The sequence below is a fragment of the Streptomyces sp. DSM 106670 genome (assembly GCF_055792845.1).
On the sequence record NZ_CM147704.1, the window covers coordinates 2,845,992 to 2,870,381 of the forward strand.

Here is a 24,390-nt window from a genome sequence, read left to right on the forward strand (position 1 = left end):
GGTGACGGGGGCTTCGGCGTGTCTTTCCTACGGTCGCGTCATCCCTGGCGTACGGGCACGTCCAGCCGGTAGATCTGGCGGGAGCCGCCCTCCGGGCCGGGCTCGGTGGGCTCGCCGGGCGCGAAGCCGAGCCTCTCGTAGAAGACCCGGGCCCCACTGCGCACCGCCCCCGGGTGGTCGGGCCCGAAGGTGACCACCTCGACGGTGCCGGGCCCCTGCACGTACCGGCGCATCGCCTCCGCCATCAGCAGGCGGCCCACGCCCGTGCCCCGGCAGCGTTCGGAGGTGACGAGCCAGTGCACGTGGTACGCGGGTGGCTCGGCGCCGAACAGCAGACCGCCGACCGGGCCGGGCGGGTCGGCGGGCTCCGTGGACTCGGCGAGCAGGGCCGCTCCGTCACGGATGTGGGCGTTCACCGCCCGGTGGAAGCCCGGCTCCCCGACCATCGGCCCGAACCAGTGCTCGACCTGGGACGCCAGGGTCAGGAAGCCGTCGAGATCGCCCTCCCGGGCGGGTCTGATCGTGATCATCCCGGGAGTCTCGCAGAGCGGGCCGCGGTGCGGCGGCCGGCTCTCAGATCTCGTACACCGCGCCCGGAACCGCCAGCTCCACCGGGCCCGGGTAGACCGCGCGGGCGTCGGCGGCGTTGCGGTCGGCGTCGGTCCACGGCGGGATGTGGGTGAGGACGAGCCGGCGCACTCCGGCGCGGGCGGCCGCCTCGCCGGCCTCGCGGCCGTTGAGGTGCAGGTCGGGGATGTCCTCCTTGCCGTCGACGAACGACGCCTCGCAGAGGAACAGGTCCGCGTCGGTGGCCAGGTCCTCCAGCGCGTCGCAGGTCCCCGTGTCGCCGGAGTAGGCGAGGGAGGAGCCGCCGTGCTCGACCCGGATGCCGAAGGTGTCGACCGGGTGGCAGACCTTCTCCGTACGGACCGAGAAGGGGCCGATCTCGAAGGACCCCGACTTGAGGGTGTGGAAGTCGAAGACCTCGCTCATCGCCCGGTCGGACGGGGTGTCGCCGTGGGCGGCGGTCAGGCGCTGCTCGGTGCCCTCGGGGCCGTAGACCGGGAGGGGGACGGGGCGGGCGCCGTCGTGCCGGTAGTAGCGCACGACGAAGTACGCGCACATGTCGATGCAGTGGTCGGCGTGCAGATGGCTGAGGAAGATCGCGTCGAGGTCGTAGAGACCGACGTGGCGCTGCAGCTCGCCGAGGGCGCCGTTGCCCATGTCGAGGAGCAGCCGGAAGCCGTCGGCCTCTACGAGGTAGCTCGAGCATGCCGAACCCGTGGACGGGAACGAGCCGGAGCAGCCGACGACGGTGAGCTTCATGGAGCGGGAACCTCCGAGACGTGGGAACGGGGAGGGTTCGTGCGATGCCGCCGGAGCTTCGTACGGTTCCTGCGGTTCCTGCCGGACGGGTTTTGCGGTTTGTCGAGCGTAAGGCGCGAAACTCCACGTCGCTCCTCCGCTGCCCGCCGTTGTGGGGGAACTCACCTGCTCTGTCACCGGTTCGATGGAAGCGCGCCCACGGGTACGGTCGGTGGATGGACACGTTCTGGTGGGTGGCGCTGGCCGCCGTGGTTCTGCTCGCGCTCGTCGCCGCGGTGGTGGACGGGCGGGGGCGGTCGGACCGCGGGCCCCGTTCGCGGCGGCCCCGGCAGCCGGTGGGGTCGACCCGGCCGCCGTCCCGGCCGTCGTCCCGGCCTTCGGGTCCGGATGCGCGTGGGGAGGGGCCGGCGCCGCGGGCCGGTGAGGTGTGGTGGGCCGATGTGCCGTACGAGGACGGGCCCGGGTCGAAGGACCGGCCGTGTCTGGTGATCTCGGTACGGGGGCGGGGCCGACGGCGCACGGCGCTGGTCGCCAAGATCACCAGCAAGCATCACGAGGAGCGGCCCGGGGTGATCGCGCTGCCCGCCGGGACGGTGGGGGATCAGCGGGGGCGGCAGAGCTTTCTGGAGACGGATGAGCTGCGCGAGGTCCGGCTCGCCGGGTTCCGGCGGCGGGTGGGGGCGGTGGATGCGGACCTGTGGGAGCGGGTGCGCAAGCTGGGGACGGGGTGAGGGGCGGGGCCTTTCGGGGCGCTGCCCCGGGGCCCCGCTCCTCAATCGCCGGAGGGGCTGGAAAGGTGTCCTCAAGCGCCGGACGGGCTGGGTTTGCGCGGGCGGAACTGGAGGGTGTGCGCGGACGGGCTGAGAGGTGCGCCCGGACGGGCTGAAAGCGTGCGGCCCTACGCCCAGAGCTGGCCCTGCAGCGTTTCGATCGCTGCTTCCGTCGTCTCCGCCGTGTAGACGCCCGTCGACAGGTACTTCCAGCCGCCGTCCGCCACCACGAAGACGATGTCGGCGCTCTCCCCCGCCTTGACCGCCTTGTTGCCCACGCCGATCGCCGCGTGGAGTGCGGCGCCGGTGGAGACGCCCGCGAAGATGCCCTCCTGCTGGAGGAGTTCGCGGGTGCGGGTGACCGCGTCGGCCGAGCCGACCGAGAAGCGGGTGGTGAGGACCGAGGCGTCGTAGAGCTCGGGGACGAAGCCCTCGTCGAGGTTGCGGAGGCCGTAGACCAGGTCGTCGTAGCGCGGCTCGGCGGCGACGATCTGGATGCCGGGGCGGTTCTCGCGGAGGTAGCGGCCGACGCCCATGAGGGTGCCGGTGGTGCCGAGGCCCGCGACGAAGTGCGTGATGGACGGGAGGTCGGTGAGGATCTCCGGGCCGGTGGTCGCGTAGTGGGCGCCCGCGTTGTCCGGGTTGCCGTACTGGTAGAGCATCACCCAGTCCGGGTGCTCCGCCGACAGTTCCTTCGCGACGCGTACGGCGGTGTTGGAGCCGCCCGCGGCCGGGGAGGAGATGATCTCGGCGCCCCACATGGCGAGCAGGTCGCGCCGTTCCTGCGAGGTGTTCTCCGGCATGACGCAGACGATGCGGTAGCCCTTGAGCTTGGCCGCCATGGCGAGCGAGATGCCGGTGTTGCCGCTGGTGGGCTCCAGGATGGTGCAGCCGGGGGTGAGCCGGCCGTCCTTCTCGGCCTGTTCGACCATGTGGAGCGCCGGGCGGTCCTTGATCGAGCCGGTGGGGTTGCGGTCCTCCAGCTTGGCCCAGATGCGGACGTCCTCGGACGGGGACAGCCGCGGGAGGCGGACGAGGGGAGTGTTCCCCACGGCCGCCAGCGGGGAGTCGTACCGCATCAGCGCATGCCACCGGCGACGGCCGGAAGGATCGTGACGTTGTCGCCGTCGCTGAGCTTGGTGGAGATGCCGTCGAGGAAGCGAACGTCCTCGTCGTTGAGGTAGACGTTCACGAAGCGGCGGAGCTGTTCGCCGTCGACGATGCGCTCACGGATGCCGGTGTGGCGGCTCTCCAGGTCGGCGAAGAGGTCGGCGAGGGTGTCCCCGTTGCCTTCGACGGCCTTCGCGCCGTCGGTGTAGGTGCGGAGGATGGTCGGGATGCGGACCTCGATGGCCATGGCGTGGGCTCCTGTCGAAAGCGGAGTGGTGGCGTGGGGCGCGCGTTTCTGCCCCCGCGCAGGGGGTGGTGCGTGTGGGTGGGCGCGCGGACCGCGCCTCAGGCCGGGCGGCTCACGGGCAGGCTGCGGTGGGACAGATCGCGCTCGCGAGCCTGCACAGGTCGACGTGCAGCCGCGCGACGAGCAGCGTGCCCGGCGTCTTGTTGCTCACGTCATGGGGAACCATGCGGGCATCGTATCGATTCCCTGTACGGAAACCCGAGTGCCGTCCCGCATGGTGGATGGTCGGCGACCGCTATGTGGACTTCTGCCGCACGGTGCGGTCCTGCGGGAGGTAGACCACCGTGGGTGCGCCGGTCTTCGGGTGGGTGCTGACCTCGGCGGCCACGCCGTACACCTCGCTCAGCAGCTCGGCCGTGAGGACCTCCGCCGGGGTGCCGGAGGCGACGACGCGGCCGGCCTGGAGGACGTAAACGCGGTCGCAGTAGTACGCGGCGAGGTTGAGGTCGTGCAGGGCGAGGAGGTTGGTGGTGCCCAGGTCACGGACCAGGGAGAGGATCTCCAGCTGGTAGCGGATGTCCAGGTGGTTGGTCGGTTCGTCCAGGACGACGAGCGAGGGTTGCTGGACCAGGGCGCGGGCGACCAGGGCGCGCTGGCGTTCGCCGCCGGAGAGGGAGGCGAACGTACGGGGTTCGAGTGCGGCGATGCCGACCCGGGCGAGGGCCTCGGTGACGAGGGTGGTGTCGGCGGCGGTGTCCGCCTCCCAGAACCGCTTGTGCGGGGCGCGGCCCATCGCGACGACCTGGCCGACGGTGAGCTCGAATCCGGCGTGGCCGTCCTGCGGGACGGTGGCGATGCGCTGGGCGCGGGCCTTCACCGGGAGGGTGGCGAGGTCGTCGCCGTCGAGGAGGACGCGGCCGTGGGTGGGGCGCAGGGTGCCGTAGACGCAGCGCAGGAGGGTGGTCTTGCCGCTGCCGTTGGGGCCGACGAGTCCGACGGTCTCGCCGTCGGCGGCGGTGAGGTCGACGGCGTCGACGAGATGGCGGCCCTCGCCGGTCCCGTACGAGAGGCCTTCGGTGCGCAGGGTGGTCACGGGTGGGCTCCCTCGGCGGAACGTACGTGTGTCGTCGTGCGGGCGCTCCGGACGGGGAAGGGCGTCGTGCGGCCGGTCCGGACAGGAAGAAGCCTCATGCCGGTGCTCCCTCGGGCCTGCGGCGCAGCATCCAGAGGAAGAACGGGCCGCCGGTCAGGGCCGTGAGCACGCCGACCGGGATGTCCTGCGGGGCGGCGAGCGTCCGGGCGGCCAGGTCGGCGAGGACCAGGAACACCGCTCCGCCGAGGGCGACCACGGGCAGCAGCGCGCGGTGGGCCGCTCCGACGACCATGCGGGCCATGTGCGGGACCATCAGGCCGACGAACCCGATGGCCCCGCTGTACGCGACGAGCACGCCGGTCATCAGGGAGGCGAGGACGAAGACGGCGGCCCGGAAGCGGGCGGTGTCGAGGCCGAGGACGGTGGCGCCCTCCTCCCCCACCAGGAGCAGGTCGAGCGGGCGGGCCAGGGTGAGGAGGACGGCGGTGCCGACGACCAGGGTGATCGCGGGGAGGGCGAGCATGTCCCAGCGGGCCGCGCCGAGGCCGCCGAGGGTCCAGTAGAGGACTTCCTGGAGGTGGTCGGCGCGGGCCGAGGTGACCAGGATCAGGCTGGTCAGGGCGGACAGGACGTAGGAGACGGCGACCCCGGCGAGGACGAGCCGGTTGGTGGTGAGGCCGCCTCCGCCGCGCGCCAGGGTGTAGACGAGCAGCAGCGAGAGCAGGGCTCCGGCGAAGGCGGCGGCGGGGATCGTGACGGTGGTGGCGAGGGTGGCGCCGATGCCGAGGACGATCACCAGGACCGCGCCGGTGGAGGCTCCGGAGGAGACGCCGAGGAGGAACGGGTCGGCGAGCTGGTTGCGTACGAGGGCCTGGAGGACGGTGCCGATGACGGCGAGTCCGGCGCCGACGACGATGCCGAGCAGCACCCGGGGCAGCCGCACGTCCAGGACGATCGTGCGGAACGGGCTCGCCTCCGCCCGCCCGGTCAGGATGTCGAGGACCTGGCCGGGCGGGATGCGGACGGAGCCGAGGGCGAGGGCGGCGAGCACGGCGACGGCCAGCAGCGCGGCGAGGACGCCGAGCACCAGGACGTAACCGAGCGGCCGCCGCGGTGCGGAGGCGCGGCAGCTCACGGGGTGGTGGCCGCCGGGTGGAGCTGGGCCGCGAGCTTGTCGACGGCGGCGGGGACGCGGACGCCGAGGACCGCGTCGGAGAGCGGCATGACCGCGAAGCGCTTGTTCTTGATGGCGGGGACGTCGGCGAGGGCCGGGTCGGTCAGGAGGCGCTTCTTCTTCTGTTCGACGGTGGTGGAGCCGTAGTCGTAGATCACGATGGCTTCGGGCTTGCGGGCGACGACGTTCTCCCAGGAGGCGTCGCCGAAGGCCTTGTCGAGGTCGGCGAAGACGTTGGTGCCACCGGCCCGCTCGATCAGCTCGTTGCCGATGCCCTTGCCGCCCGCGGTGAAGGCGGTCTTGTCGCCGCTGTCGTAGACGAAGACGGGGAGCGGCTTCAGGTCCGCCAGCTTCTTCGCGGTGGCGGCGTTGTCGGCCTTGGCCTGCTTGATCCAGGCCTCGGCGCGGTCGGGGACGCCGAAGGTGCGGCCGACCTCGCGGATCTCCTCGTAGAGGGTCTCCATCGGGGTGTCGGCCTCGGCGCAGCTCTCGGTGTTCAGCCGGGTCTCGATGCCGGACTTCTTCAGCGCCTCGCGGCCGCGCCCGTCGCCTGCCGCGAACGCGCTGGCGTAGCCGCCGTAGACGAAGTCGGGGTCGGCGGCGAGGACCTGCTCGTAGGAGGGGTACTCCTTGGCGAGGACCGGGACGGCGGCGTAGTCCTTCGCGTACTTCGGCAGGACCTGGTCGTCGAGGTAGGCGGTGCCGACGAGGGAGCTCTTCAGGCCCAGTTCCAGCATGATCTCGGTGACGTGCTGGTTCATGGTCACGACGCGCTTCGGCGGGGCCTGGTACGTGGTGGTGACACCGCAGTTCTTGACGGTGTACGGGAAGCCGTCGCTCGTGGACGCGGCTTCGGGCTCGGCGCTCTCCGAGGCCGAGCAGGCGGTGAGGGCGAGCGGGAGCAGCACGGCGGCGGCTATGAGCGCGGGGGTGCGCCGGGACATGGCGGGGCCTCTCCGGGGGATTTCCGCGTCCCCTGGTCGATGCGAGAAGGCGGCGGGCCAGTTCCTGGCTTCCGGGCCGCCCTCCGGCACGGAGTCGGAGTCCGTACGGGAGGGGGCCCGGTCACAGTGGCGGGACCGTGCCGGATTCGCACCGGCTTCCTGGTTCCTGCTGCCTTGTGGTCGGGTCTGGGGTGCAGTGTGCCAGACCCGTGCGGTGGGTCCGCGAGCTGCCCGGGTGCTCAGTACGCCTCGACGACCTGCACGTCTTCCTCGGTGATCTCGCCGTCCACGATGCGGTACGAGCGGAACTGGAAGGGGCCGGAGCCGTCGGTGTCGGCGGTGGAGACGAGGACGTAGTGGGCGCCGGGCTCGTTGGCGTACGTCACGTCGGTGCGGGAGGGGTAGGCCTCGGTCGCCGTGTGCGAGTGGTAGACGATCACGGGCTCCTCGTCGCGGTCGTCCATCTCGCGGTAGAGCTTGAGGAGGTCGGCCGAGTCGAACTCGTAGAACGTGGGCGAGCGGGCGGCGTTGAGCATCGGGATGAAGCGCTCGGGCCGGTCCGTCCCGGCCGGGCCCGCGACCACTCCGCACGCCTCGTCGGGGTGGTCGGCCCGGGAGTGGGCGACGATCTGGTCGTAGAGCGTCTGGGTGATGGTCAGCATGGCGCCAGGATAAGCAGGCGGGCCGCCGTGTACCGGTGGGTGGTACGCGACGGCCCGCATGCTGGACGCCGTCGGCCTTTGGGGAGGCCGGGGCGGTCCGGGAGGAAGGGGGCGGTGTGGGGCCCGCCGCCCGGGTCAGTGGGTGCCGGAGGTGGCCTTCCCGGTCTTCTCCGGGGTGCGCGCCTGGAGCACCCGGTAGGAGACGAAGAGGATGAGCGCCCACAGCGGTGCGCAGTAGAGCGAGATCCTGGCGTCCTCGTCGATCGCCATCATCACGATGACCATGCCGATGAAGGCGAGCGCGAACCAGCTGGTGTACGGCGCGCCGGGGGCCTTGAACGAGGACTGCGGCAGCATGCCCGCGTCGGCCATGCGGCGGTAGCGGATCTGGCTGATCAGGATCATGATCCAGGCCCACATGCCGGAGATGGTCGCGAAGGAGACGACGTAGTTGAACGCCTCGCCCGGCCACTGGTAGTTGATCCACACGCCGACGAGCATCAGGGCGGCGGAGAACGTGGTGCCCACCAGCGGCAGGCCGTTCTTCGTCAGCTTGGTGAAGGCCCGGGGGCCCTGGCCGTTGAGGGCGAGGTCGCGGAGCATGCGGCCGGTGGAGTACATGCCGGAGTTGCAGGAGGAGAGCGCCGCGGTGAGGACGACGAAGTTGACGATGGCGGCGCCGATGCCGAGGCCCATCTCCTCGAAGGCCTTCACGAACGGCGAGACGCCGGGCTTGAAGGTGGACCAGGGCACGACCGACAGGATCATGATGAGCGCGCCGACGTAGAAGACGGCGATGCGCCACGGCACGGTGTTGATGGCCTTGGGCAGCACGGTCTTGGGGTCCTTGGACTCCCCGGCGGTGACGCCGACGAGTTCCACGGCGAGGAAGGCGAACATGACGATCTGGAGCGTCATGAGCGTGCCGGTGATGCCGTTCGGGAAGAAGCCGCCGTCGTTCCAGAGATTGGAGACGGTCGCGGTGTCGCCGGCGTCGGAGAATCCGACGGTGAGGACGCCCGCGCAGATCAGGATCATGCCGATGATGGCGGTGACCTTGACCATGGAGAACCAGAACTCCAGCTCACCGAAGAGCTTCACGGAGATCAGGTTCGCGCCGTAGAGAATGACGGTGAACACCAGGGCGGACAGCCACTGCGGAATGTTCCACCAGTACGTCATATAGGTGGCCGCGGCGGTGACTTCGGTGATTCCGGTGACGACCCAGAAGAGCCAGTACGTCCAGCCGGTCACGAATCCGAAGAACGGGCCGATGAATTCCCGGGCGTACTCCGAGAAGGAGCCGGAGACGGGGCGGTACATGAGGAGTTCGCCCAGTGCCCGCATGATGAAGAAGATGACCAGGCCCGCGATGACGTAGGCCAGGATGAGGCTGGGCCCGGCCCGGTCGATGGCCTTGCCCGCGCCGAGGAAGAGCCCGGTGCCGATGGCTCCGCCGATGGCGATCATCTGAATCTGGCGAGCTCCCAGACCGCGCTGGTATCCCTCGCCGCCGGCTCCGGCGTCCCCGGCATTGCCGCCGGGCTGACCCTTGTCGACCTGTCCCTCGTCGACCTGCGCCGATGTCATGGTGGTGCGCCTTTCTCCACGCCGATCCGCGCCGTAAAGGCTGCGGATCAGGTCCTGATCCCCCCGGATATGGATGGAGTGCGACCGGCGTTCGGCCGGTTTGTAGCGCCCCCGGGAACAGGGGTGGCGTCCCCGGGCGGTCGTGAAGATTTATCACGGCCGTCACGGGACACCGTGGGACATTCTGTGGTGTACACCACAGGCATAAGGGAACATAAAGCCCCGACCGGAACGAATGACCCGAATGACTTGGGTGGATCGTTACTCGGATCTGAGCGTCCGTTGAGCGAACAGGAGCCGCCCACCCCGGCGGGGTGGGCGGCTCCTGTTTTCCGGAGGCTGCCTACGGCATCAAGGTCTCGACCAGGGATTCCTGGAGTGCGCCGAGCCAGAGGTAGGCCATCACCATGGGCTTGCGCGGATCGCTGTCCGGGAGGCGGTAGAGGGAGCCCTCCTCGCCCTGGTCCTCGTCGGCGACCTCCAGCCGGGTGCCGATGGTCAGGCGCAGGTCGTTGAGGGTGCCCAGCCAGCTGCGGCACTCGTCGCCGGTGAGGGTGAGGACCGCGCCGCCGTCCCCGACGGGCGAGAGCGCGTCCAGGGTGCGCACGGCGGCGACGGCGTCGTCGCGCTTGCGCGAGCGCAGGTCCATCTCGGTGAAGCGGCGGAACTCCGCGGACAGCGCGCGCAGCTCCTCCTCCGGCGTTCCGCCGTCGACGGGCCGGTCGGGGCCGTTGTAGGCGTCCGGGAAGAGCCGGGCGAGCGCCGGGTCGGAGGGCGGCTTGCTGGGGCCCTCGGCGAAGAGGGCGGCGAGCGGGTCCTCGCCCTCGGCGGGCTGGTCGCCCGGGCCGATCAGTTCGAGCAGCTGGACGACGAGGGAGCGCAGGATGGAGATCTCGACCTCGTCGAGCGCGACGGCCGCGCCGCCGCCTGGGGTGGCCTCGAAATGGCCGGCCATGGATTCTCCGATGGTGGGTCGAGCGGGGCGGGTGGGGGCGGGGCGGTGACGCTCGCAGGGGTCAGTTGCGGTCCTGGGTGAGGGTGGCCCACAGCCCGTAACCGTGCATGGCCTGGACGTCGCGCTCCATCTCCTCGCGGCTCCCGCTGGAGACGACGGCGCGGCCCTTCTGGTGCACGTCCAGCATGAGCTTGTGGGCCTTGTCCTTCGGGTAGCCGAAGTAGGCCTGGAAGACGTAGGTCACGTAGCTCATGAGGTTGACCGGGTCATTGTGGACGAGCGTCACCCACGGGACGTCTGGCTCGGGGACCGCGAAGGTCTCCTCGGCCGAATCGGGACGTTCGATCTCTAGCGGGGTAGCAACGCTCACCTGTCCCATGCTGCCACCCGGGCGGGTCCGGCGCACAAACGGACCCCACATCTCGTCACTTTGACGAATAGGGGGTAGCATCCCAGCCATGAACACAGCGGACCTCGGGCGACGGGTCGGCGTTCCGTCGACCGCGCTCTTCACCGACCAGTACGAGCTGACCATGGTGCAGGCGGCCCTCAAGGCCGGCACCGCCGACCGGCACTCGGTCTTCGAGGCGTTCACCCGCCGGCTGCCCGAGGGGCGGCGCTACGGCGTCGTCGCGGGCACCGGGCGGGTGCTGGACGCGGTGGAGAACTTCCACTTCGACGACGAGATGATCGGTTTCCTGAGGCAGCAGGAGATCGTCGACGAGCCGACCCTCGAATGGCTGGCCGGCTACCGCTTCAGCGGCGACATCTGGGGCTATCCGGAGGGCGAGGTCTACTTCCCCGGCTCCCCGATCCTGCGGGTGGAGGGTTCCTTCGCCGAGTGCGTGCTGCTGGAGACGGTGATCCTCTCCATCCTCAACCACGACTCCGCCATCGCCGCGGCCGCCTCGCGGATGTCGGCCGCCGCCGGGGGCCGCCGGCTGATCGAGATGGGCGCGCGGCGCACCCATGAGCTCTCCGCGGTGGCCTCGGCCCGCGCGGCGTACGTCGGCGGCTTCGACGCCACCTCCGACCTGGCGGCGGGCTTCCGCTACGCGATCCCGACCGTCGGCACCAGCGCCCACGCCTTCACCCTGCTGCACGACACCGAGCGCGACGCGTTCCGGGCGCAGGTGGACTCGCTGGGGCGGGGCACGACGCTGCTGGTCGACACGTACGACGTGGCCGAGGCGGTCCGGGCAGCCGTCGAGATCGCGGGGCCCGAGCTCGGCGCGGTGCGGATCGACTCCGGGGACCTGCTGCTGGTCGCGCACCGGGTGCGGCAGCAGCTGGACGAGCTGGGGGCGACGGGCACGAAGATCGTGGTGACCTCGGACCTGGACGAGTACGCCATCGCCTCGCTGGCCGCCGCACCGGTGGACGCGTACGGGGTCGGCACCCAGCTGGTCACCGGGAGCGGGCACCCCACCTGCTCGATGGTCTACAAGCTGGTGGCCCGCGCCGGCTCGGCGGAGCCGGACGCTCCGCTGGTGCCGGTGGCGAAGAAGTCGCTCGGCGCGAAGTCGTCGAAGGGCGGTCGCAAGTGGGCGGCGCGCCGGACCGACGAGCACGGCGTCGCCGAGGCCGAGGTGATCGGCACCGGCCCGGTGCCCGCGTCGGCCGGCCGGCCGCTGCTGGTGGAGCTGGTGCGCGGCGGCGAGGTGGTCGTACGGGAGCCCCTGGAGGCCGTCCGCGAGCGGCATGTGGCCGCGCGCGCGGAGCTGCCGATGTCGGCGATCCAGCTGTCGCGGGGCGAGCCGGTGATCCCGACCGAGTACGCCTGAGCACGGTTGAGCACGCCGGTGAGTACGCCGGAGAACCCCCGGGAACGGCTCGGGCGGCCCGTGGTGGGCGGCCCCGGCCGTCCGGACCGGCCGGGTCCGGAACCGGGGGTTTGGCCGACGGGCTTGATTGTGACGTTCCAGTGCCTAGGCTCGAACCCTCGGATCCACCCGGGCATCCCCATCCCGGCCGCACCGCTCCAGCTTCCGCTCCCGCCCCCATCCGCTCCCGCCCCCACCGAAGGACACCCGCCATGCACCGCGCATTGATCGTCGTGGACGTTCAGAACGACTTCTGCGAGGGCGGCAGCCTCGCGGTGGCGGGCGGTGCCGACGTCGCCGCCGCCATCACCGACCTGATCGGCGACGCCCAGCCCGCCTACCGCCACGTGGTCGCCACCCGCGACCACCACATCGACCCGGGCGGCCACTTCTCGCCGAACCCGGACTACGTCGACTCCTGGCCGGTGCACTGCGTCGCCGGTACGGAGGGCGTCGGCTTCCACCCGAACTTCGCGCCCGCCGTCGCCTCCGGAGCGATCGACACGGTGTTCGACAAGGGGGCGTATTCGGCCGCGTACAGCGGGTTCGAGGGCTCCGACGAAAACGGGACCCACCTCGCCCAGTGGCTGCGCGACCGCGAGGTCACCGAGGTCGACGTGGTCGGCATCGCCACCGACCACTGTGTGCGGGCCACCGCGCTGGACGCGGCCCGTGAGGGCTTCGTCACGCAGGTGCTGCTCGATCTGACCGCGGGCGTGTCCGGGGCGACCACCGAGCGGGCCCTGACGGAGCTGCGTACGGCGGGCGTGAAGCTCTCCGGCACTCCCGTCGTCGCGTCGTAGCCCACCCCGGCGGGTACGCCGGACCCCGCGCGCCGGGCCCTACGCGGCCGGGCGGGCCGGTCCGGCGTACCCGCCGGGGCCCAGCAGCGCCCTGATCGGGTGCCACAGCTCCTGGCACGACGACACCGGCCCGGCCGCCTGACGCCCGAGGCCGCCGGGCCGCCCGTGCGGGTCCACCGGTGGCGCGGCCCGCCAGAGCAGCCCGTCCGGATGGTGCAGCACCGCCGTGACCTCGTCCGGCGTCGGCGGCTGGTCGTTGCCGCGCAGATAGACCGCCCGCAGCCCCAGATTGCGCAGCCTGGTCAGGGCGCGCGCCCGGTTCACCGCGTGCACCAGCACCCGTACCGGGGCTCCGGGCCCGGCTTCCGTACCGCCGCAGGATCCGGTGCCGTCGGCCGGTCTGGTCAGGGTCAGGGCGACCACCACCGTGCCGTTCGGCAACCTGCAGAAACCTCCGCCTGCCATGCTCCGCGCTCCCCCGTGAGACGTCGTGTCAATAAGGATGTGAACAAGACGCACCTAAACACGATCGGCCGCCGCCCGCTAGAGGGCGACGGCCGATCATGCTTTGACCTGCGGTTTTACTTGATCAGCGACCCGAGGGGCTGACCAGGACGGTCATCGTCTGGCCGTTGAGGGGCTCGTGCACGATGGAGATGCGGGTGTTCGTGTCAGAAACCTTGACACTGCCCGTGGGGTTCTCCTTGTACCAGTAGGTGCCCTTGCGGTCGTCGAAGACCGGGTTGCCCAGCGCGGGCTTGATCTTCAGCGGGACGTCCGCGTTGTGGAGCGTGAAGCCCTTGTTCGGGTACCAGCTGAACGGCGCGTCGAACGGCTGGATCTTGTTGCGCAGGAGCGAGCCGTCCTTCCACTTGAGCGGCTTGGCGTGCGCGTCGATCGGCAGGATCAGACCCTGGCCCGGGTGGACCGAGGTGTTGTTGTCCTTCTGGGAGGTGTCCCAGAGCCAGACCAGCAGACCGGTCTGGTACGAGTAGTGCTCGACCCAGTCCGGACGGGTGGTGGAGAAGCCGAAGTTGTACGGGCCGACCTTCAGGGTCTCGTCGTACGAGACGTACTGGCGGTTCTCCGCGATGTAGTACTGCGGGTAGTCCTGGGTGAAGGACTCGCCGATCCGCGAGAAGCCCTTGGCGGTCCAGCCGTTGTCGTCGCCCTCGGCGTTGTCCGCGAAGAGCTCGGCGCCGTCGGCGGTGACGGTGATGGCGTCGGCCGCGAAGCCCTTGCCGCCCGCGCCGCCGTCCGTCTGGTAGCGGAAGCGGAGGTCGACCTTCTTGCCCGCGTAGGCGTCCAGCGGGAAGGAGAGCTTCTTGTAGTCGCCCGAGACGTCGGTCAGGGCCGGCTTGTCACTGGCGTCGCGCGGGATGGCCTTGCCGTCGGCGGTGCCGTCGAGCGCGGTCCAGCTGGTGCCGCCGTTGTCGGACACCTCGGTGTAGAGGTAGTCGTAGTCGGCCTCGATGTCGTACCAGCCCGAAAGGTCCAGCGTGGCCTTGGACTTGCCGGTCAGGTCGACCGAGCGGGTCAGGGTGTTCGACAGGTCGTCGCCCATGTCGCTCCACCACTGCTTCTCACCCTCGGCGGGCTTGACGACGGTGGTGGTGACGGCCTTCTCCGGCAGCTCGACGACGAGCGCCTGCGGGTTCTTGGTGTTGTACTCCGAGACGCCCAGCTTGTGCAGCGAGGTCTTGCCGGCCTTGGCCTTGTCGTAGTCGAGCCAGCCGAGCTGGAGCTTGTCCCACGAGGTCATGTCGCCCGGCAGGTTGCCGATCTCGCCCTTGCCGGTGCCGAGCCAGGAGCCCGCCGACATCAGGGACCAGAAGCCGACCGAGTTCTCGCCGCCGCCGGAGGTGTCGTACAGGTCCGGCAGACCGAGGTCGTGGGCGTACTCGTGGGCGAAGACGCCCAGTCCGCCGTTCTCGGGCTGAACGGTGTAGTCGCCGACCCAGATACCCGTGTCGCCGATCTGGGCGCCACCGGCCTTGTTGTTCTCGGGGCCGGTCGCACCGGCGTTGGTGCCGTACGCGTACCAGCGGTGCGCCCAGATGGCGTTCTCGCCCTCGGCGCCGCCGCCGGCCGACTCGTCCTCGCCGGCGTGGACCAGCTGGAAGTGGTCGATGTAGCCGTCGGGCTCGTTGAAGTTGCCGTCGCCGTCGAAGTCGTAGCGGTCCCACTGGTCGTACTCGGCCAGGTTCGCCTTGATCTCGGCGTCGGTGCGGCCCTTCGCCTTCTGGTCGGCAGCCCAGGCGTTCACGCCGTCGCGGACCGCGTCCCACACGTTGGCGCAGTTGGACTGGCCGCAGTAGTTGGAGCCGTAACGGGCCTCGTTGTAGGGGACCTTCACCCAGTCGGAGACCTCGCCCTCGACCGAGTAGCGGCCCGAGGAGGTCTTCTCGTAGTAGGTCTTGAGCGAGTTGACGCCCTTGCCCTCGCCGAAGTAGAGCTCCTGGAAGTGCTCCTGGTTGTAGTCGTCCTTCCAGGCCGTGCTGTTGTCCTTCTTCGGGTCCGGCTTGGCGATCTCGTTGTGCGCCGGGCCCGGGGTGCCGCCGTACTTCTTGACGGGCGGCTTGGGGCCGTCGCCGTCGGGGTCGAACATCGTGGTGTCGTCGACCTCGTCGCCGAACTCCAGCAGGATGGTGAAGATCTTGTCGGTCTTCTCCCGGCCGAGCTCCACGTACTTCTTGTCGCCGAGCTTGACGACCTTGGAGCCGCTCTTGTTCGCGACCTTCTTGTCCCCGGACAGCACCTGCTCCAGCGCGGCCTCGCGCTGGGCGGCCTGCTGCTCGCTGAAGGGGCCTTCCAGGTTGTGCTCCACATGCCCCTCGGCGGGTGCCGGGTCATGGCGGTCGACGGTGGTGACACCGGAACCTGATGAGCTGTCATGCGCCTGGGCGGTGGCGAAGGTCGACGCCGTCGCAGCGGTCGCAGCCATGGCCACGACAACGGCGGCGGTACGAAGCGCCCGTCTCTGATTGGTCACTTGATGCAGTCCTCCCCGGGCGTCCGCGCAGCGGCCAGGGGGGTATGGAGCGGGCCGCGCGCGTAAACGCGTCACAAGTGACGACATTCGATCGGAGTTATGAGAGAAAAGACAGACCTTGACTTGAACAGACCAAGTGCACTATGCGGAGCACTCATCCGGTATGCGGACGGTATGAGGAGGGCATGGGAACGGTAAAAGAACGGCGGCGGTCCGGACCAGGCGGTCCACGGTTTCCAACAGGCGCGCTCCGCTGTCCGGTTGGTGAGAGGCGTGACTCCGTGCGCCCCCTGTGCACCGGTACCGTGGGTTAGGTCACGCTTACTACCGGTCCGTGTCGGGCATCCACCGTCGTAGGGTCGTTCGGCGCCTTCATCCGTGTCGACCGCCCGCCCATCCGACGTCCCGAGGACGGAAACCGCCATGCCGCGTCCGACTGCCGCACAGTTCGCCTACGGTTCGGCCACCGTCGTCGTCACGACGCTCGCCCTGCTGCTGCTGTTCCGCACGGAGTCCGGCATCGGCGTGGCCGCCGTCGGCGCGACCGCGCTGGCCCTCGGCCTGCTGGTCGCCGTACGGCTGCCGCTCCCCCGCCACCGTACGGCGGAGGGGACCGGACAGCCGGCGAGCGCCCACGCCGCCCGGACCCACCACGCCCTGGAGAGCATCGGGGTCCGGGAGCGCGTCCCGGCGGGCCGCTCGTCCGCGCGGGTGGACGAGCACTCGCTGCGCCGCTAGCGGTCCACTAGCGGGCGGCCACCACGACCGTCTTCGCCGCCTTGTCCTGGAGCCCCTGCCGGTAGGGCTTGTCGGTGAACATCAGCACGATGTTGATGAGCCACCACAGGCACGGGCAGCACAGCAGCGCCGGGGCCCACAGCACGACGGCCCGCATCAGCGCGGCCCCGGTGTCGGGCACCCGCCCGTCGTTGAGCATCGCCACGCGCAGCTTCAGCAGCCGCTTGCCCACCGTGCGGCCGTCCTTGTGGGTGAAGTACGTGTCGTAGGCGACGTAGACCACCAGGCCGATGATCGACCACAGCAGCTGGTGCCCGCTGTACCCGCTGGCGACCGCGTCCCCGAACCCGTCGTCGCCGTCCCCGTTGACGTCGACCGCGCCGCCCCAGGGCAGCGAGATCAGATACAGCGGGATCGAGATGATGAGGAAGTCGATGAGCCGCGCCAGGATCCGCTTGCCGGGCTCGGCGAGCGGCGGCATCCCGGCCAGCGGATCGGGCGCCCCGAAACCACCGCCGCTGCCGTACGGGTCGTTCGGCGGGGGCGGAGGCGGCGGCGGGGGCGGCGCACTGCCGTACGGCTGACCCTCGGACGGCGGCGAGGGCTCCTGCGGCTTCTTGAGGAACGGATCGTCGTCCTCGGGCGGCTGGCCGGGCGTCGGCTGGTCGTTGCTCATGGGGGCAGTGCATCCCGCACCACCGGGGCCCGCAACGGCTCAGGTGCGTTCGGGGGACGCGGGGCGGCATACGAGTCTAAACGGGCATGTCGCCACGCGCCCGGCCACGCCTTGGGCAGTCGGGTGACCCGCTCAGCCGGCGACGAACGTACGGGCGGCCTTGTCGTGCCAGCACTGGCGCCAGGGGCGGTCGATCAGGCACCAGAGGACGTTGACCACGCCGATGACGAGCAGCCCCAGCACGCCGTAGACGAGCCAGCGGCGCAGGGCCGCGCCCAGGGACGGGGAGTCATGGGACTCGATGTCCCGTACGTCGAGCCCGAAGAGCTTCTTGCCCAGCGTCCGGCCCCACTTGGCCGTCGGCAGCGCCTCCAGGAGGAAGCCGAGCAGCAGGAACGCGGCGAGCAGCGCGCCCAGCAGCGCCCCGGTGGTGGAGTCCAGCAGCCAGACGGTGACGGTCTCCCCCGTCTCCTTCGCCGCGGTGATCTTCCGGTCGATGTGGTCGAGCGCCCGGGTGGTCAGCGGGACGGCCGCCGCGCCGACGACCGCGCCGAGCACGAGGTTGTCGACCAGCCGGGCGGCGAACCGCTTGCCGAGACCGGCGGGCCGGGCCGAGGCCTGGTTGCGGGCGAGTTGCTGGAAGGGGTCGTCGACCGGCGGCTTCCAGGGCACGACGGGCTGGTCCGCGCCGAGCCCCTGGTTCTGGTGCGGCAGTTGGTGCTGCTGGGGCGGCTGGGACTGCTGCTGCGGTTCGGGCTGGGCCAGTTGGTGGACCTGCTGCGCCCAGGAGGCCGAGCCGCCGCCGGGGCCGGGCGTCAGGGGCGTGTGCAGGGCCGCCGGGGGCTCGGGCGCGGGGGCCGCCGGGGACGGCGTCACGGGCGTGGCGGCGGGGGCCTGGACCGGCCCCTGCCGTACTTCTTGCGGGGCGGGCGCGGGGGCCGGGACGGGCGCGGGGGCCTGGGCCTGGGCCTGCGAGACCTGCTGCGGCAGCCCCTGTTGCGCCTGGGCCTGCTGGGCCTGCTGTACGTGCGGGGACTGGGCCTGCTGCGCCTGCTGTACGTGCTGCGCCTGGGCCCGGGCCGGGAGCGCGCGGGGCTCCGGGGCCGGGGCGATGCTGTTCTGCGGCGCGCCCACGTTCTGCGGCCCCTGCGGCGTACCGGAGTTCGGCGGTACGGCCCGGTGCGCCGAGGCGCTTCCCCGTACCGCATTCGGCTGCGGCCCCACCGCGCGGATCGTGACCGTCCCGTCGGCCGGCGGACGGGTCCCGGCCTCCTCGGCGGGCCGGCCGCCGCTCTCGCGCATCCCCGGCAGCGCGCCGCCGGTCGGGTCCTGGGCCAGCGGCGCCCTCGGGTCGGCGGGCTGCGTCGGGCGGCCGGGGCCCGTGGGCTCCTGCGCCGGTCCGCCCCACTCCACCCGGCGGTCCCGTTCGCCGCCGAAACCGCTCTGGCGTGCGGTGTCCGCCTGCCAGACCGACGCGGCGTCACCGCCGGCCGGCCGGTCCGCGGGGGCGGCACCGGGCGCGCCGGGTCCGGCCGGGGCGCCCTGGCCGGACCGGAGGCCGTCCTCCTCGTCGAAGAAGATCGGCCCGGTCTCCTCCACCGGCGCGGTCCCCGCACCGGCCGCCGGGGCGGGGGCGGTTGCGGCCGGTCCCGTCTGCCGGGGCGCGGGACGGCTCGTACCGGGGACCCAGGACGCGCCGTTCCAGTACCGGACGTAGCCGGGGATGGAGGGGTCGGGGTAGTAGCCCTCGCGGGGGCTTTCGTCACCGGGTGCCGGAGTTGGCGCGCTCATCAGCGGGTCCCGTATCTCTTCGAGGCCTCAGGCCGTCCCCGCCGGGCGGGCGGACGGCCTCAATACAAGGGTCCACATCTATCAGACAGCCGCCCGCCCCCGGGCCGGTCCACCTGTTTGGGACCACTTTCGGGACGGCCCGAAGTTTTTTTGAGAAGTCGCGTAATAGGTGGCGGGGAGGGCGCTCTCTCCTTGTGCGGGACGGTCACGGGACCGGCCCATGAGCACCGGAAGGTTGTGCATTCTCATGATGAGCATCGTGGAACGTGAGCTGGAGCTGCGCCTCGTCCTGTCCCCCGAGCGGTCCATCCCGGTACCCGCCCGGCTGACGTATCGCACCGAGGACCCGTACGCCGTGCACATCGCCTTCCACATCGGCTCCGAGTCGCCCGTGCACTGGACGTTCGCCCGGGAGCTGCTGGTGGAGGGTGTGTTCCGGCCGTGCGGGCACGGGGACGTACGGATCTGGCCGACGAAGGTCGCGGGCCGCAGCGTGATCTGCGTGGCCCTCACCTCCCCCGACGGCAACGCCCTGCTGGAGATGCCCTCGGCCGCCGTGGCCGCCTGGGTGGAGCGGACCCTGCGCATCGTGCCGCCGGGCACCGAGGGCGACCGGCTCGGCATCGACGAGGCGCTGGCGGAGCTGCTGGCCCCGCTGCCGGCCGACGACCTGTGGCTGAGCGACCCGTGGTCGGCGGACGAGTCGCCGTCCCAGGACGGTGAGGTGTGAGGGCCGCCGCGAGAGGCGGTGATCAGAAGAGCTTGCCGGGGTTGAGGAGACCGAGCGGATCGAAGGCGGCCTTGATGGAGCGCTGCAGTTCGACGCCGGTCTCGCCCAGTTCGCGGGCGAGCCACTCCTTCTTGAGGACTCCGACGCCGTGTTCGCCGGTGATGGTTCCGCCGAGCTCCAGACCGAGCGCCATGATGGCGTCGAAGGACTCGCGGGCCCGGCGGGACTCGTCGGGGTCGTGGTGGTCGAAGCAGACGACGGGGTGGGTGTTGCCGTCGCCCGCGTGGGCGCAGACGCCGATGGTGAGGTCGTACTCCTCGGCGATGGCGGCCGTGCCCGCGAGCATCGCGCCGAGCTGCGAGCGCGGTACGCAGACGTCGTCGATCATCGTGGCGGACTTGACGGTCTCCAGCGCGGTGAGCGACATCCGGCGGGCCTGGAGGAGGAGTTCGGACTCGGCCGGGTTATCGGCGGGGACCACTTCGGTGGCCCCGGCGGCGGTGCAGAGCTCTCCGACGGCGGCGAGATCGGCGAGCGGGTCCGGGGTGTCGAAGGCGCAGAGGAGGAGTGCCTCGGTGGTCTCGGGCAGGCCCATGGAGGACATCGCGTTGACGGCACGCACGGTCGTACGGTCCATCAGTTCGAGGAGTGACGGGGTGTGACCGCGCTCCATGATCCGGCACACAGCGTCACAGGCGGCGGTCGCGGAGGGGAACTCGGCGGCGAGGACGAGCTGCTGGGGAGGCTGCGGTTTGAGCGCGAGGACGGCCTTGACGACGATTCCGAGGCTGCCCTCGGAGCCGACGAAGAGCCGGGTCAGGTCGTATCCGGCGACGCCCTTGGCGGTGCGGCGGCCGGTGGTCAGGAGCCGCCCGTCGGCGAGGACGACCTCCAGGCCCAGCACGTATTCGGCGGTGACCCCGTACTTCACGCAGCACAGACCGCCGGACGCGGTGCCGATGTTGCCGCCGATGGTGCACGTCTCCCAGCTGGAGGGGTCCGGCGGGTAGTACAGACCGTGTTCGTTCACAGCGCGTGAGAGCACCGCGTTGACGACGCCCGGTTCGACGACGGCGATCCGGTCGACCGGGCTGATCTCCAGGATCCGGTCCATCTTCACCAGGGAGAGCACGATGCAGCCGTCCGAGGCGTTGGCCGCGCCGGACAGGCCGGTACGGGCGCCCTGCGGGACGACCGGGACGCGCAGCGCGGTGGCGGTGCGCATGACGTGCTGGACCTGCTCGACCGTGCGCGGGAGCACCACGACGGCCGGGGTGCCGGCCTCGCAGAAGCTCGCCATGTCGTGGGCGTAGGACGCGGTGACGTCCGGATCGGTGATCAGCGCCTCGGGAGGCAGTCCCGCGCGCAGCCGTTCGAGGAGATCGCTCATGATCCAAGCGTGACACCCGGGGCCAAAGGTGTGAACCCGTGGGCGGCAACGATCCCAAGGCGCGGTGTGCTCGTATGACTGACGCACAGTGATGGCCATGGATGTCATGCCCCAGCAGGATCCTTGTGCAAGGCCCGCCGAAGGCGCCACCGCCGTACCCCCGCCGCCTCCCACCCTGCGGACGACGTTGCGGCGGGCCGCGGTCGGCGCGGTGGCGGCCGGGGTGCTGCTGGCCGGAGCGCTGGTGGCGGTGGACGACGGGGAGGGCGACGGGCCGAAGGAGCCGGGTCCGGTCGAGCGGGCCGAGGCGGCGACGACTGCGGGCTCACCCGCCTCGCTCTCGGACCTCACCGCGCTGATCGGGGACCGGCAGAAGTGGGTGGAGTCCCACCCGAAGGACGCCCCGTCCCTGGCGACGCTCGGCACGGCGTACGTGGAGTGGGCGCGGCGTTCGGCGGACACCGCGTACTACGCCCGCGCGGAACAGGCCCTGAAGCGCTCGCTGGAGGCGCAGCCGGGCGAGCGCGGCAACGGGGAGGCGTGGGTGGGTCTCGCGGCCCTGGCCAACGCCCGGCACGACTTCCTCGCGGCGAAGCGGTGGGGCGAGACGGTACGGAAACAGCAGCCGAAGAGCTGGAGCGTGTACCCCGTCCTCATCGACGCCTACACCGGGCTCGGCGACCAGAAGGCGGCCACCGCGGCGACGGAGAAGTTCGGCGAGCTGCGCAAGGGCGTTCCGGCGCTGGCCCGCACCGCCGATCTGTACCGGGGCCAGGGCTGGCGCGAGGACGCGCTGGCCGCCGCCCGGGAGGCGGCCGACCGGGCGACGCAGCCCGCCGAGAAGGCCGAGGCGCTGCACCGGCTGGGCGAGCTGGCCTGGGAGCGGGGCGAGGCGGCGGAGGCGGTGGCGCAGTTCGACGCGGCGCTGCGCACGGACGCCGGCCACTTCCCCGCGCTGGCGGGCCGGGCCCGGGCCCTGGTGGCGCTGGACCGCACCGACGAGGCGTCGGCCGCGTACCAGAGCGCGCTGGAACAGCTTCCGCGCCCGGAGTACGCGCTGGAACTGGGCGAGCTGTACGAGTCGCTGGGGCTGGACGGTGACGCCCGCACCCAGTACACGAAGCTCCGGGAGATGGTGGCGGAGGCGAAGAGGGCCGGGGCCGACGAGTCCCTGGTGCTGGCCCGTTTCGAGGCCGACCACGGGGACCCGGAGGCGGCGGTGGAGCTGCTGCGGGCCCAGTGGCGGGGGCAGCACCGCAGTGCGGCGGTGGCGGACGCGCTGGGCTGGGCGCTGCACCGGGCGGGGAAGTCCGAGGAGGGCCTGGAGTACGCGGAGCGGGCCGTCGACACGGGCGTACGGAACGCCTCGTACGCGTACCACCTGGGCGTGATCCAGCGGGAGCTGGCGGACTACGGTCCGGCGCGCCGCAATCTGGAGCAGGCCGTGCGCACCAACCCGGCCTTCTCGCCGCTCGCCGCGCCGCTGGCCCGGGAGGCGCTGGACGCGCTGGGCGAGCCGCCGCCGGGCGGGCCGGGCGACATGCAGCCGCCTCCGCCCCCGCCGCCGGCCCCCGAGCCCAAGCCGGAGCCGAAGCGGGAGACGAAGCCGGAGGCTCCGGCCCCGGCTGCGTCGAAGCCGGCGGACGCGCCATCGAAGTCCCCGTCGCCCACCGCGTCACCCTCCTCATCGCCCTCCGCGTCGAAGAGTCCGTGAAGCGGAGGCCGTGAACGGCGAACGCCGCCGCGGTCCGGGGTACTGCCCCGGGCCGCGGCGGCGTTCTCCACCGTCCGCGAGCGGATCAGAGGTTGCCGCGCTTCTCCTGCTCGCGCTCGATCGCCTCGAACAGGGCCTTGAAGTTGCCCTTGCCGAAGCCCATGGAGCCGTGGCGCTCGATCATCTCGAAGAAGACGGTCGGCCGGTCCTGGACCGGCTTGGTGAAGATCTGCAGCAGATAGCCGTCCTCGTCGCGGTCGACGAGGATCTTCAGCTCGCGCAGGGTCTCGACCGGCACCCGGGTCTCGCCGGCCCACTCGCCGAGGGTGTCGTAGTACGAGTCGGGGGTGTCCAGGAACTGCACACCGGCGGCGCGCATCGAGCGGACCGTGGAGACGATGTCGTTGGTGGCGAGCGCGATGTGCTGGACCCCGGCGCCGCCGTAGAACTCCAGGTACTCGTCGATCTGCGACTTCTTCTTCGCGATCGCCGGCTCGTTGATCGGGAACTTGACCTTGAGCGTGCCGTCGGCGACGACCTTCGACATCAGGGCGGAGTACTCGGTGGCGATGTCGTCGCCCACGAACTCCTTCATGTTGGTGAAGCCCATGACCTGGTTGTAGAAGCCGACCCACTCGTTCATCCGGCCGAGCTCGACGTTGCCGACGCAGTGGTCGATCGCCTGGAAGGTGCGCTTGGCGGGCGGCTCGACGATCGGGTTCGCCGCGGCGAAGCCGGGGAGGTAGGGGCCCTCGTAGCCGGAGCGCTCGACCAGCGTGTGGCGGGTCTTGCCGTACGTGGCGATGGCGGCGAGGACGACGGTGCCGTGCTCGTCCTTGACCTCGTGCGGCTCGGTGATGCCGCGCGCGCCGTGCTCGACGGCGTACGCGTACGCGGCCCGGGCGTCCGGGACCTCGATCGCGAGGTCGACGACGCCGTCGCCGTGCGCGGCCACATGGTCGGAGAGGAAGGTGCCCCACTCGGTGGACGCCTTGATCACGGAGGTGAAGACGAAGCGGGCCGATCCGTTCGTGAGGACGTAACTCGCCGTCTCGCGGCTGCCGTTCTCCGGTCCGGAGTAGGCCACGAGTTTCATGCCGAAGGCGGTCGAGTAGTAGTGCGCGGCCTGCTTGGCGTTGCCCACGGCGAAGACGACCGCGTCCATTCCCTTGACCGGGAAGCGGTCGGCCTGCGCTGCGGTTTCGGGGCTGGTGTGCAGAGTCTCAGTCATGTTCGAAGGCTCTCCCCACATCGCAAGGTGCGCAATAGTTCGCGCATTCACTGGTCAATATGCCCAGCCGAACGCCATGATGGCCGGACTATCTGTACAGGCTGACCACCGGAGGCAGGACCGTGGCGATCGATCATCTGGACGGCCGGCTCATCGTGCTGCTCGCGCGTGAGCCGCGCATAGGCGTCCTCGAAGCATCCCGGCGGCTCGGGGTGGCGCGCGGGACCGTGCAGGCGCGGCTGGACCGCCTTCAGTCGAATGGCGTCATCCGGGGGTTCGGCCCCGACGTGGACCCGGCGGCGCTCGGCTATCCGGTCACCGCGTTCGCCACCCTGGAGATCAAGCAGGGCCAAGGGGCCGACGTACGGGCCCATTTGGGCGGCGTACCGGAAGTGCTGGAGCTGCACACCACCACCGGGCACGGCGACATGTTCTGCCGGCTCGTCGCCCGTTCCAACGCCGATCTTCAGCGGGTGATCGACCGGGTTGTCGGATTTGATGGCATTGTCCGGGCCTCCACGGCGATCGTCATGGAGAACCCGGTTCCGCTGCGGATCATCCCGCTGGTGGAACAGGCGGCCGAGGACACCGACCGAGCGTAGGGACCGACCGGGCGGCAGGGCCCGGGGAG

The 24,390-nt window shown here is 71.2% G+C and carries 25 protein-coding genes and 1 riboswitch; of the genes, 7 read left to right on the forward strand and 18 right to left on the reverse strand.

What is annotated here, in order from left to right:
• Positions 1 to 38 precede the first annotated feature (38 nt).
• Together ACSMXR_RS12605 and ACSMXR_RS12610 are read right to left on the reverse strand one after the other, a co-directional pair.
• Positions 39 to 530 (reverse strand): GNAT family N-acetyltransferase, encoded by a 492-nt coding sequence (locus ACSMXR_RS12605; protein ID WP_381795439.1) that lies wholly within the window; start codon positions 528 to 530, stop codon positions 39 to 41.
• 43 nt (positions 531 to 573) lie between these two features.
• Positions 574 to 1,326: an MBL fold metallo-hydrolase gene (locus tag ACSMXR_RS12610; RefSeq protein WP_473171886.1), complete on the reverse strand. Its 753-nt coding sequence runs from the start codon at positions 1,324 to 1,326 to the stop codon at positions 574 to 576.
• 215 nt (positions 1,327 to 1,541) lie between these two features.
• Between ACSMXR_RS12610 and ACSMXR_RS12615 the strand changes: the two genes are divergently transcribed.
• On the forward strand, positions 1,542 to 2,057 hold the full coding sequence (locus tag ACSMXR_RS12615; RefSeq protein ID WP_473171887.1) for a type II toxin-antitoxin system PemK/MazF family toxin: 516 nt from the start codon (positions 1,542 to 1,544) through the stop codon (positions 2,055 to 2,057).
• 167 nt (positions 2,058 to 2,224) lie between these two features.
• Here the strand turns inward: ACSMXR_RS12615 and ACSMXR_RS12620 are convergent, their stop codons facing one another.
• The 10 genes from ACSMXR_RS12620 to clpS form a co-directional block, all read right to left on the reverse strand.
• Positions 2,225 to 3,175, reverse strand: coding sequence for a PLP-dependent cysteine synthase family protein (locus tag ACSMXR_RS12620; RefSeq protein ID WP_128847410.1), 951 nt, complete (start codon positions 3,173 to 3,175; stop codon positions 2,225 to 2,227).
• On the reverse strand, positions 3,175 to 3,453 hold the full coding sequence (locus ACSMXR_RS12625) for a MoaD/ThiS family protein (protein WP_006124874.1): 279 nt from the start codon (positions 3,451 to 3,453) through the stop codon (positions 3,175 to 3,177). The genes ACSMXR_RS12620 and ACSMXR_RS12625 overlap by 1 nt, the downstream gene beginning before the upstream one ends.
• Before the next feature lie 112 nt (positions 3,454 to 3,565).
• The gene (locus ACSMXR_RS12630) at positions 3,566 to 3,679 is read right to left on the reverse strand and encodes a putative leader peptide (RefSeq protein WP_319099102.1); all 114 of its coding nucleotides are present in this window, start codon (positions 3,677 to 3,679) and stop codon (positions 3,566 to 3,568) included.
• Between the two features lie 69 nt (positions 3,680 to 3,748).
• Entirely contained in the window at positions 3,749 to 4,546 is a 798-nt protein-coding gene (locus ACSMXR_RS12635) for an ABC transporter ATP-binding protein (protein ID WP_218526282.1), read from the reverse strand.
• A gap of 94 nt (positions 4,547 to 4,640) precedes the next feature.
• Positions 4,641 to 5,681 carry a FecCD family ABC transporter permease gene (locus ACSMXR_RS12640; RefSeq protein ID WP_137233707.1) on the reverse strand — a complete coding sequence of 347 codons (1,041 nt, stop codon included), beginning with the start codon at positions 5,679 to 5,681 and terminating at the stop codon, positions 4,641 to 4,643.
• Complete coding sequence (locus ACSMXR_RS12645) at positions 5,678 to 6,664, reverse strand: ABC transporter substrate-binding protein (RefSeq protein WP_137233706.1); 987 nt, start codon at positions 6,662 to 6,664, stop codon at positions 5,678 to 5,680. Before ACSMXR_RS12645 ends, ACSMXR_RS12640 begins: the two co-directional genes overlap by 4 nt.
• Before the next feature lie 38 nt (positions 6,665 to 6,702).
• Positions 6,703 to 6,885, reverse strand: a riboswitch (cobalamin riboswitch).
• A gap of 18 nt (positions 6,886 to 6,903) precedes the next feature.
• Positions 6,904 to 7,326 (reverse strand): M67 family metallopeptidase, encoded by a 423-nt coding sequence (locus ACSMXR_RS12650; protein ID WP_030087623.1) that lies wholly within the window; start codon positions 7,324 to 7,326, stop codon positions 6,904 to 6,906.
• 135 nt (positions 7,327 to 7,461) lie between these two features.
• Complete coding sequence (locus ACSMXR_RS12655; RefSeq protein ID WP_381849333.1) at positions 7,462 to 8,916, reverse strand: amino acid permease; 1,455 nt, start codon at positions 8,914 to 8,916, stop codon at positions 7,462 to 7,464.
• Positions 8,917 to 9,259: 343 nt separating this feature from the next.
• A complete protein-coding gene (locus ACSMXR_RS12660) occupies positions 9,260 to 9,871 on the reverse strand; it encodes a DUF2017 domain-containing protein (RefSeq protein ID WP_473171888.1) in 612 nt (203 codons plus the stop codon).
• A gap of 61 nt (positions 9,872 to 9,932) precedes the next feature.
• Positions 9,933 to 10,250, reverse strand: coding sequence for an ATP-dependent Clp protease adapter ClpS (clpS, locus tag ACSMXR_RS12665; protein WP_010062069.1), 318 nt, complete (start codon positions 10,248 to 10,250; stop codon positions 9,933 to 9,935).
• Positions 10,251 to 10,329: 79 nt separating this feature from the next.
• Between clpS and ACSMXR_RS12670 the strand changes: the two genes are divergently transcribed.
• Both ACSMXR_RS12670 and ACSMXR_RS12675 read left to right on the forward strand, forming a co-directional pair.
• A complete protein-coding gene (locus ACSMXR_RS12670) occupies positions 10,330 to 11,655 on the forward strand; it encodes a nicotinate phosphoribosyltransferase (RefSeq protein ID WP_137233703.1) in 1,326 nt (441 codons plus the stop codon).
• Positions 11,656 to 11,906: 251 nt separating this feature from the next.
• Entirely contained in the window at positions 11,907 to 12,497 is a 591-nt protein-coding gene (locus tag ACSMXR_RS12675; protein ID WP_137233702.1) for an isochorismatase family protein, read from the forward strand.
• Between the two features lie 39 nt (positions 12,498 to 12,536).
• On the opposite strand, the gene ACSMXR_RS12680 is transcribed toward ACSMXR_RS12675, so the two are convergent.
• Positions 12,537 to 12,962, reverse strand: coding sequence for a hypothetical protein (locus tag ACSMXR_RS12680; protein WP_137233701.1), 426 nt, complete (start codon positions 12,960 to 12,962; stop codon positions 12,537 to 12,539).
• A 124-nt stretch (positions 12,963 to 13,086) separates the two neighbouring features.
• Positions 13,087 to 15,489: an immune inhibitor A domain-containing protein gene (locus tag ACSMXR_RS12685; protein ID WP_473171889.1), complete on the reverse strand. Its 2,403-nt coding sequence runs from the start codon at positions 15,487 to 15,489 to the stop codon at positions 13,087 to 13,089.
• Positions 15,490 to 15,912: 423 nt separating this feature from the next.
• Between ACSMXR_RS12685 and ACSMXR_RS12690 the strand changes: the two genes are divergently transcribed.
• Complete coding sequence (locus ACSMXR_RS12690) at positions 15,913 to 16,227, forward strand: hypothetical protein (protein ID WP_137233699.1); 315 nt, start codon at positions 15,913 to 15,915, stop codon at positions 16,225 to 16,227.
• Between the two features lie 7 nt (positions 16,228 to 16,234).
• Here the strand turns inward: ACSMXR_RS12690 and ACSMXR_RS12695 are convergent, their stop codons facing one another.
• On the reverse strand, positions 16,235 to 16,903 hold the full coding sequence (locus ACSMXR_RS12695) for an RDD family protein (RefSeq protein ID WP_137233698.1): 669 nt from the start codon (positions 16,901 to 16,903) through the stop codon (positions 16,235 to 16,237).
• A gap of 132 nt (positions 16,904 to 17,035) precedes the next feature.
• Positions 17,036 to 18,694 (reverse strand): RDD family protein, encoded by a 1,659-nt coding sequence (locus ACSMXR_RS12700; protein ID WP_473171890.1) that lies wholly within the window; start codon positions 18,692 to 18,694, stop codon positions 17,036 to 17,038.
• Between the two features lie 247 nt (positions 18,695 to 18,941).
• Between ACSMXR_RS12700 and ACSMXR_RS12705 the strand changes: the two genes are divergently transcribed.
• On the forward strand, positions 18,942 to 19,424 hold the full coding sequence (locus tag ACSMXR_RS12705) for an SsgA family sporulation/cell division regulator (RefSeq protein WP_473171891.1): 483 nt from the start codon (positions 18,942 to 18,944) through the stop codon (positions 19,422 to 19,424).
• Between the two features lie 22 nt (positions 19,425 to 19,446).
• On the opposite strand, the gene ACSMXR_RS12710 is transcribed toward ACSMXR_RS12705, so the two are convergent.
• Entirely contained in the window at positions 19,447 to 20,814 is a 1,368-nt protein-coding gene (locus tag ACSMXR_RS12710; RefSeq protein WP_473171892.1) for an FAD-binding oxidoreductase, read from the reverse strand.
• A 97-nt stretch (positions 20,815 to 20,911) separates the two neighbouring features.
• On the opposite strand from ACSMXR_RS12710, the gene ACSMXR_RS12715 reads away from it, so the two are divergent.
• Entirely contained in the window at positions 20,912 to 22,528 is a 1,617-nt protein-coding gene (locus tag ACSMXR_RS12715; RefSeq protein WP_473171893.1) for a tetratricopeptide repeat protein, read from the forward strand.
• 85 nt (positions 22,529 to 22,613) lie between these two features.
• Here ACSMXR_RS12715 and hppD read toward each other — a convergent pair whose 3' ends face one another.
• Positions 22,614 to 23,759, reverse strand: a complete 1,146-nt coding sequence (gene hppD, locus ACSMXR_RS12720; RefSeq protein WP_137233693.1) for a 4-hydroxyphenylpyruvate dioxygenase — start codon at positions 23,757 to 23,759, stop codon at positions 22,614 to 22,616.
• Between the two features lie 122 nt (positions 23,760 to 23,881).
• On the opposite strand from hppD, the gene ACSMXR_RS12725 reads away from it, so the two are divergent.
• Positions 23,882 to 24,361 carry an Lrp/AsnC family transcriptional regulator gene (locus ACSMXR_RS12725; protein WP_103511595.1) on the forward strand — a complete coding sequence of 160 codons (480 nt, stop codon included), beginning with the start codon at positions 23,882 to 23,884 and terminating at the stop codon, positions 24,359 to 24,361.
• The last annotated feature ends 29 nt before the right edge of the window (positions 24,362 to 24,390 follow it).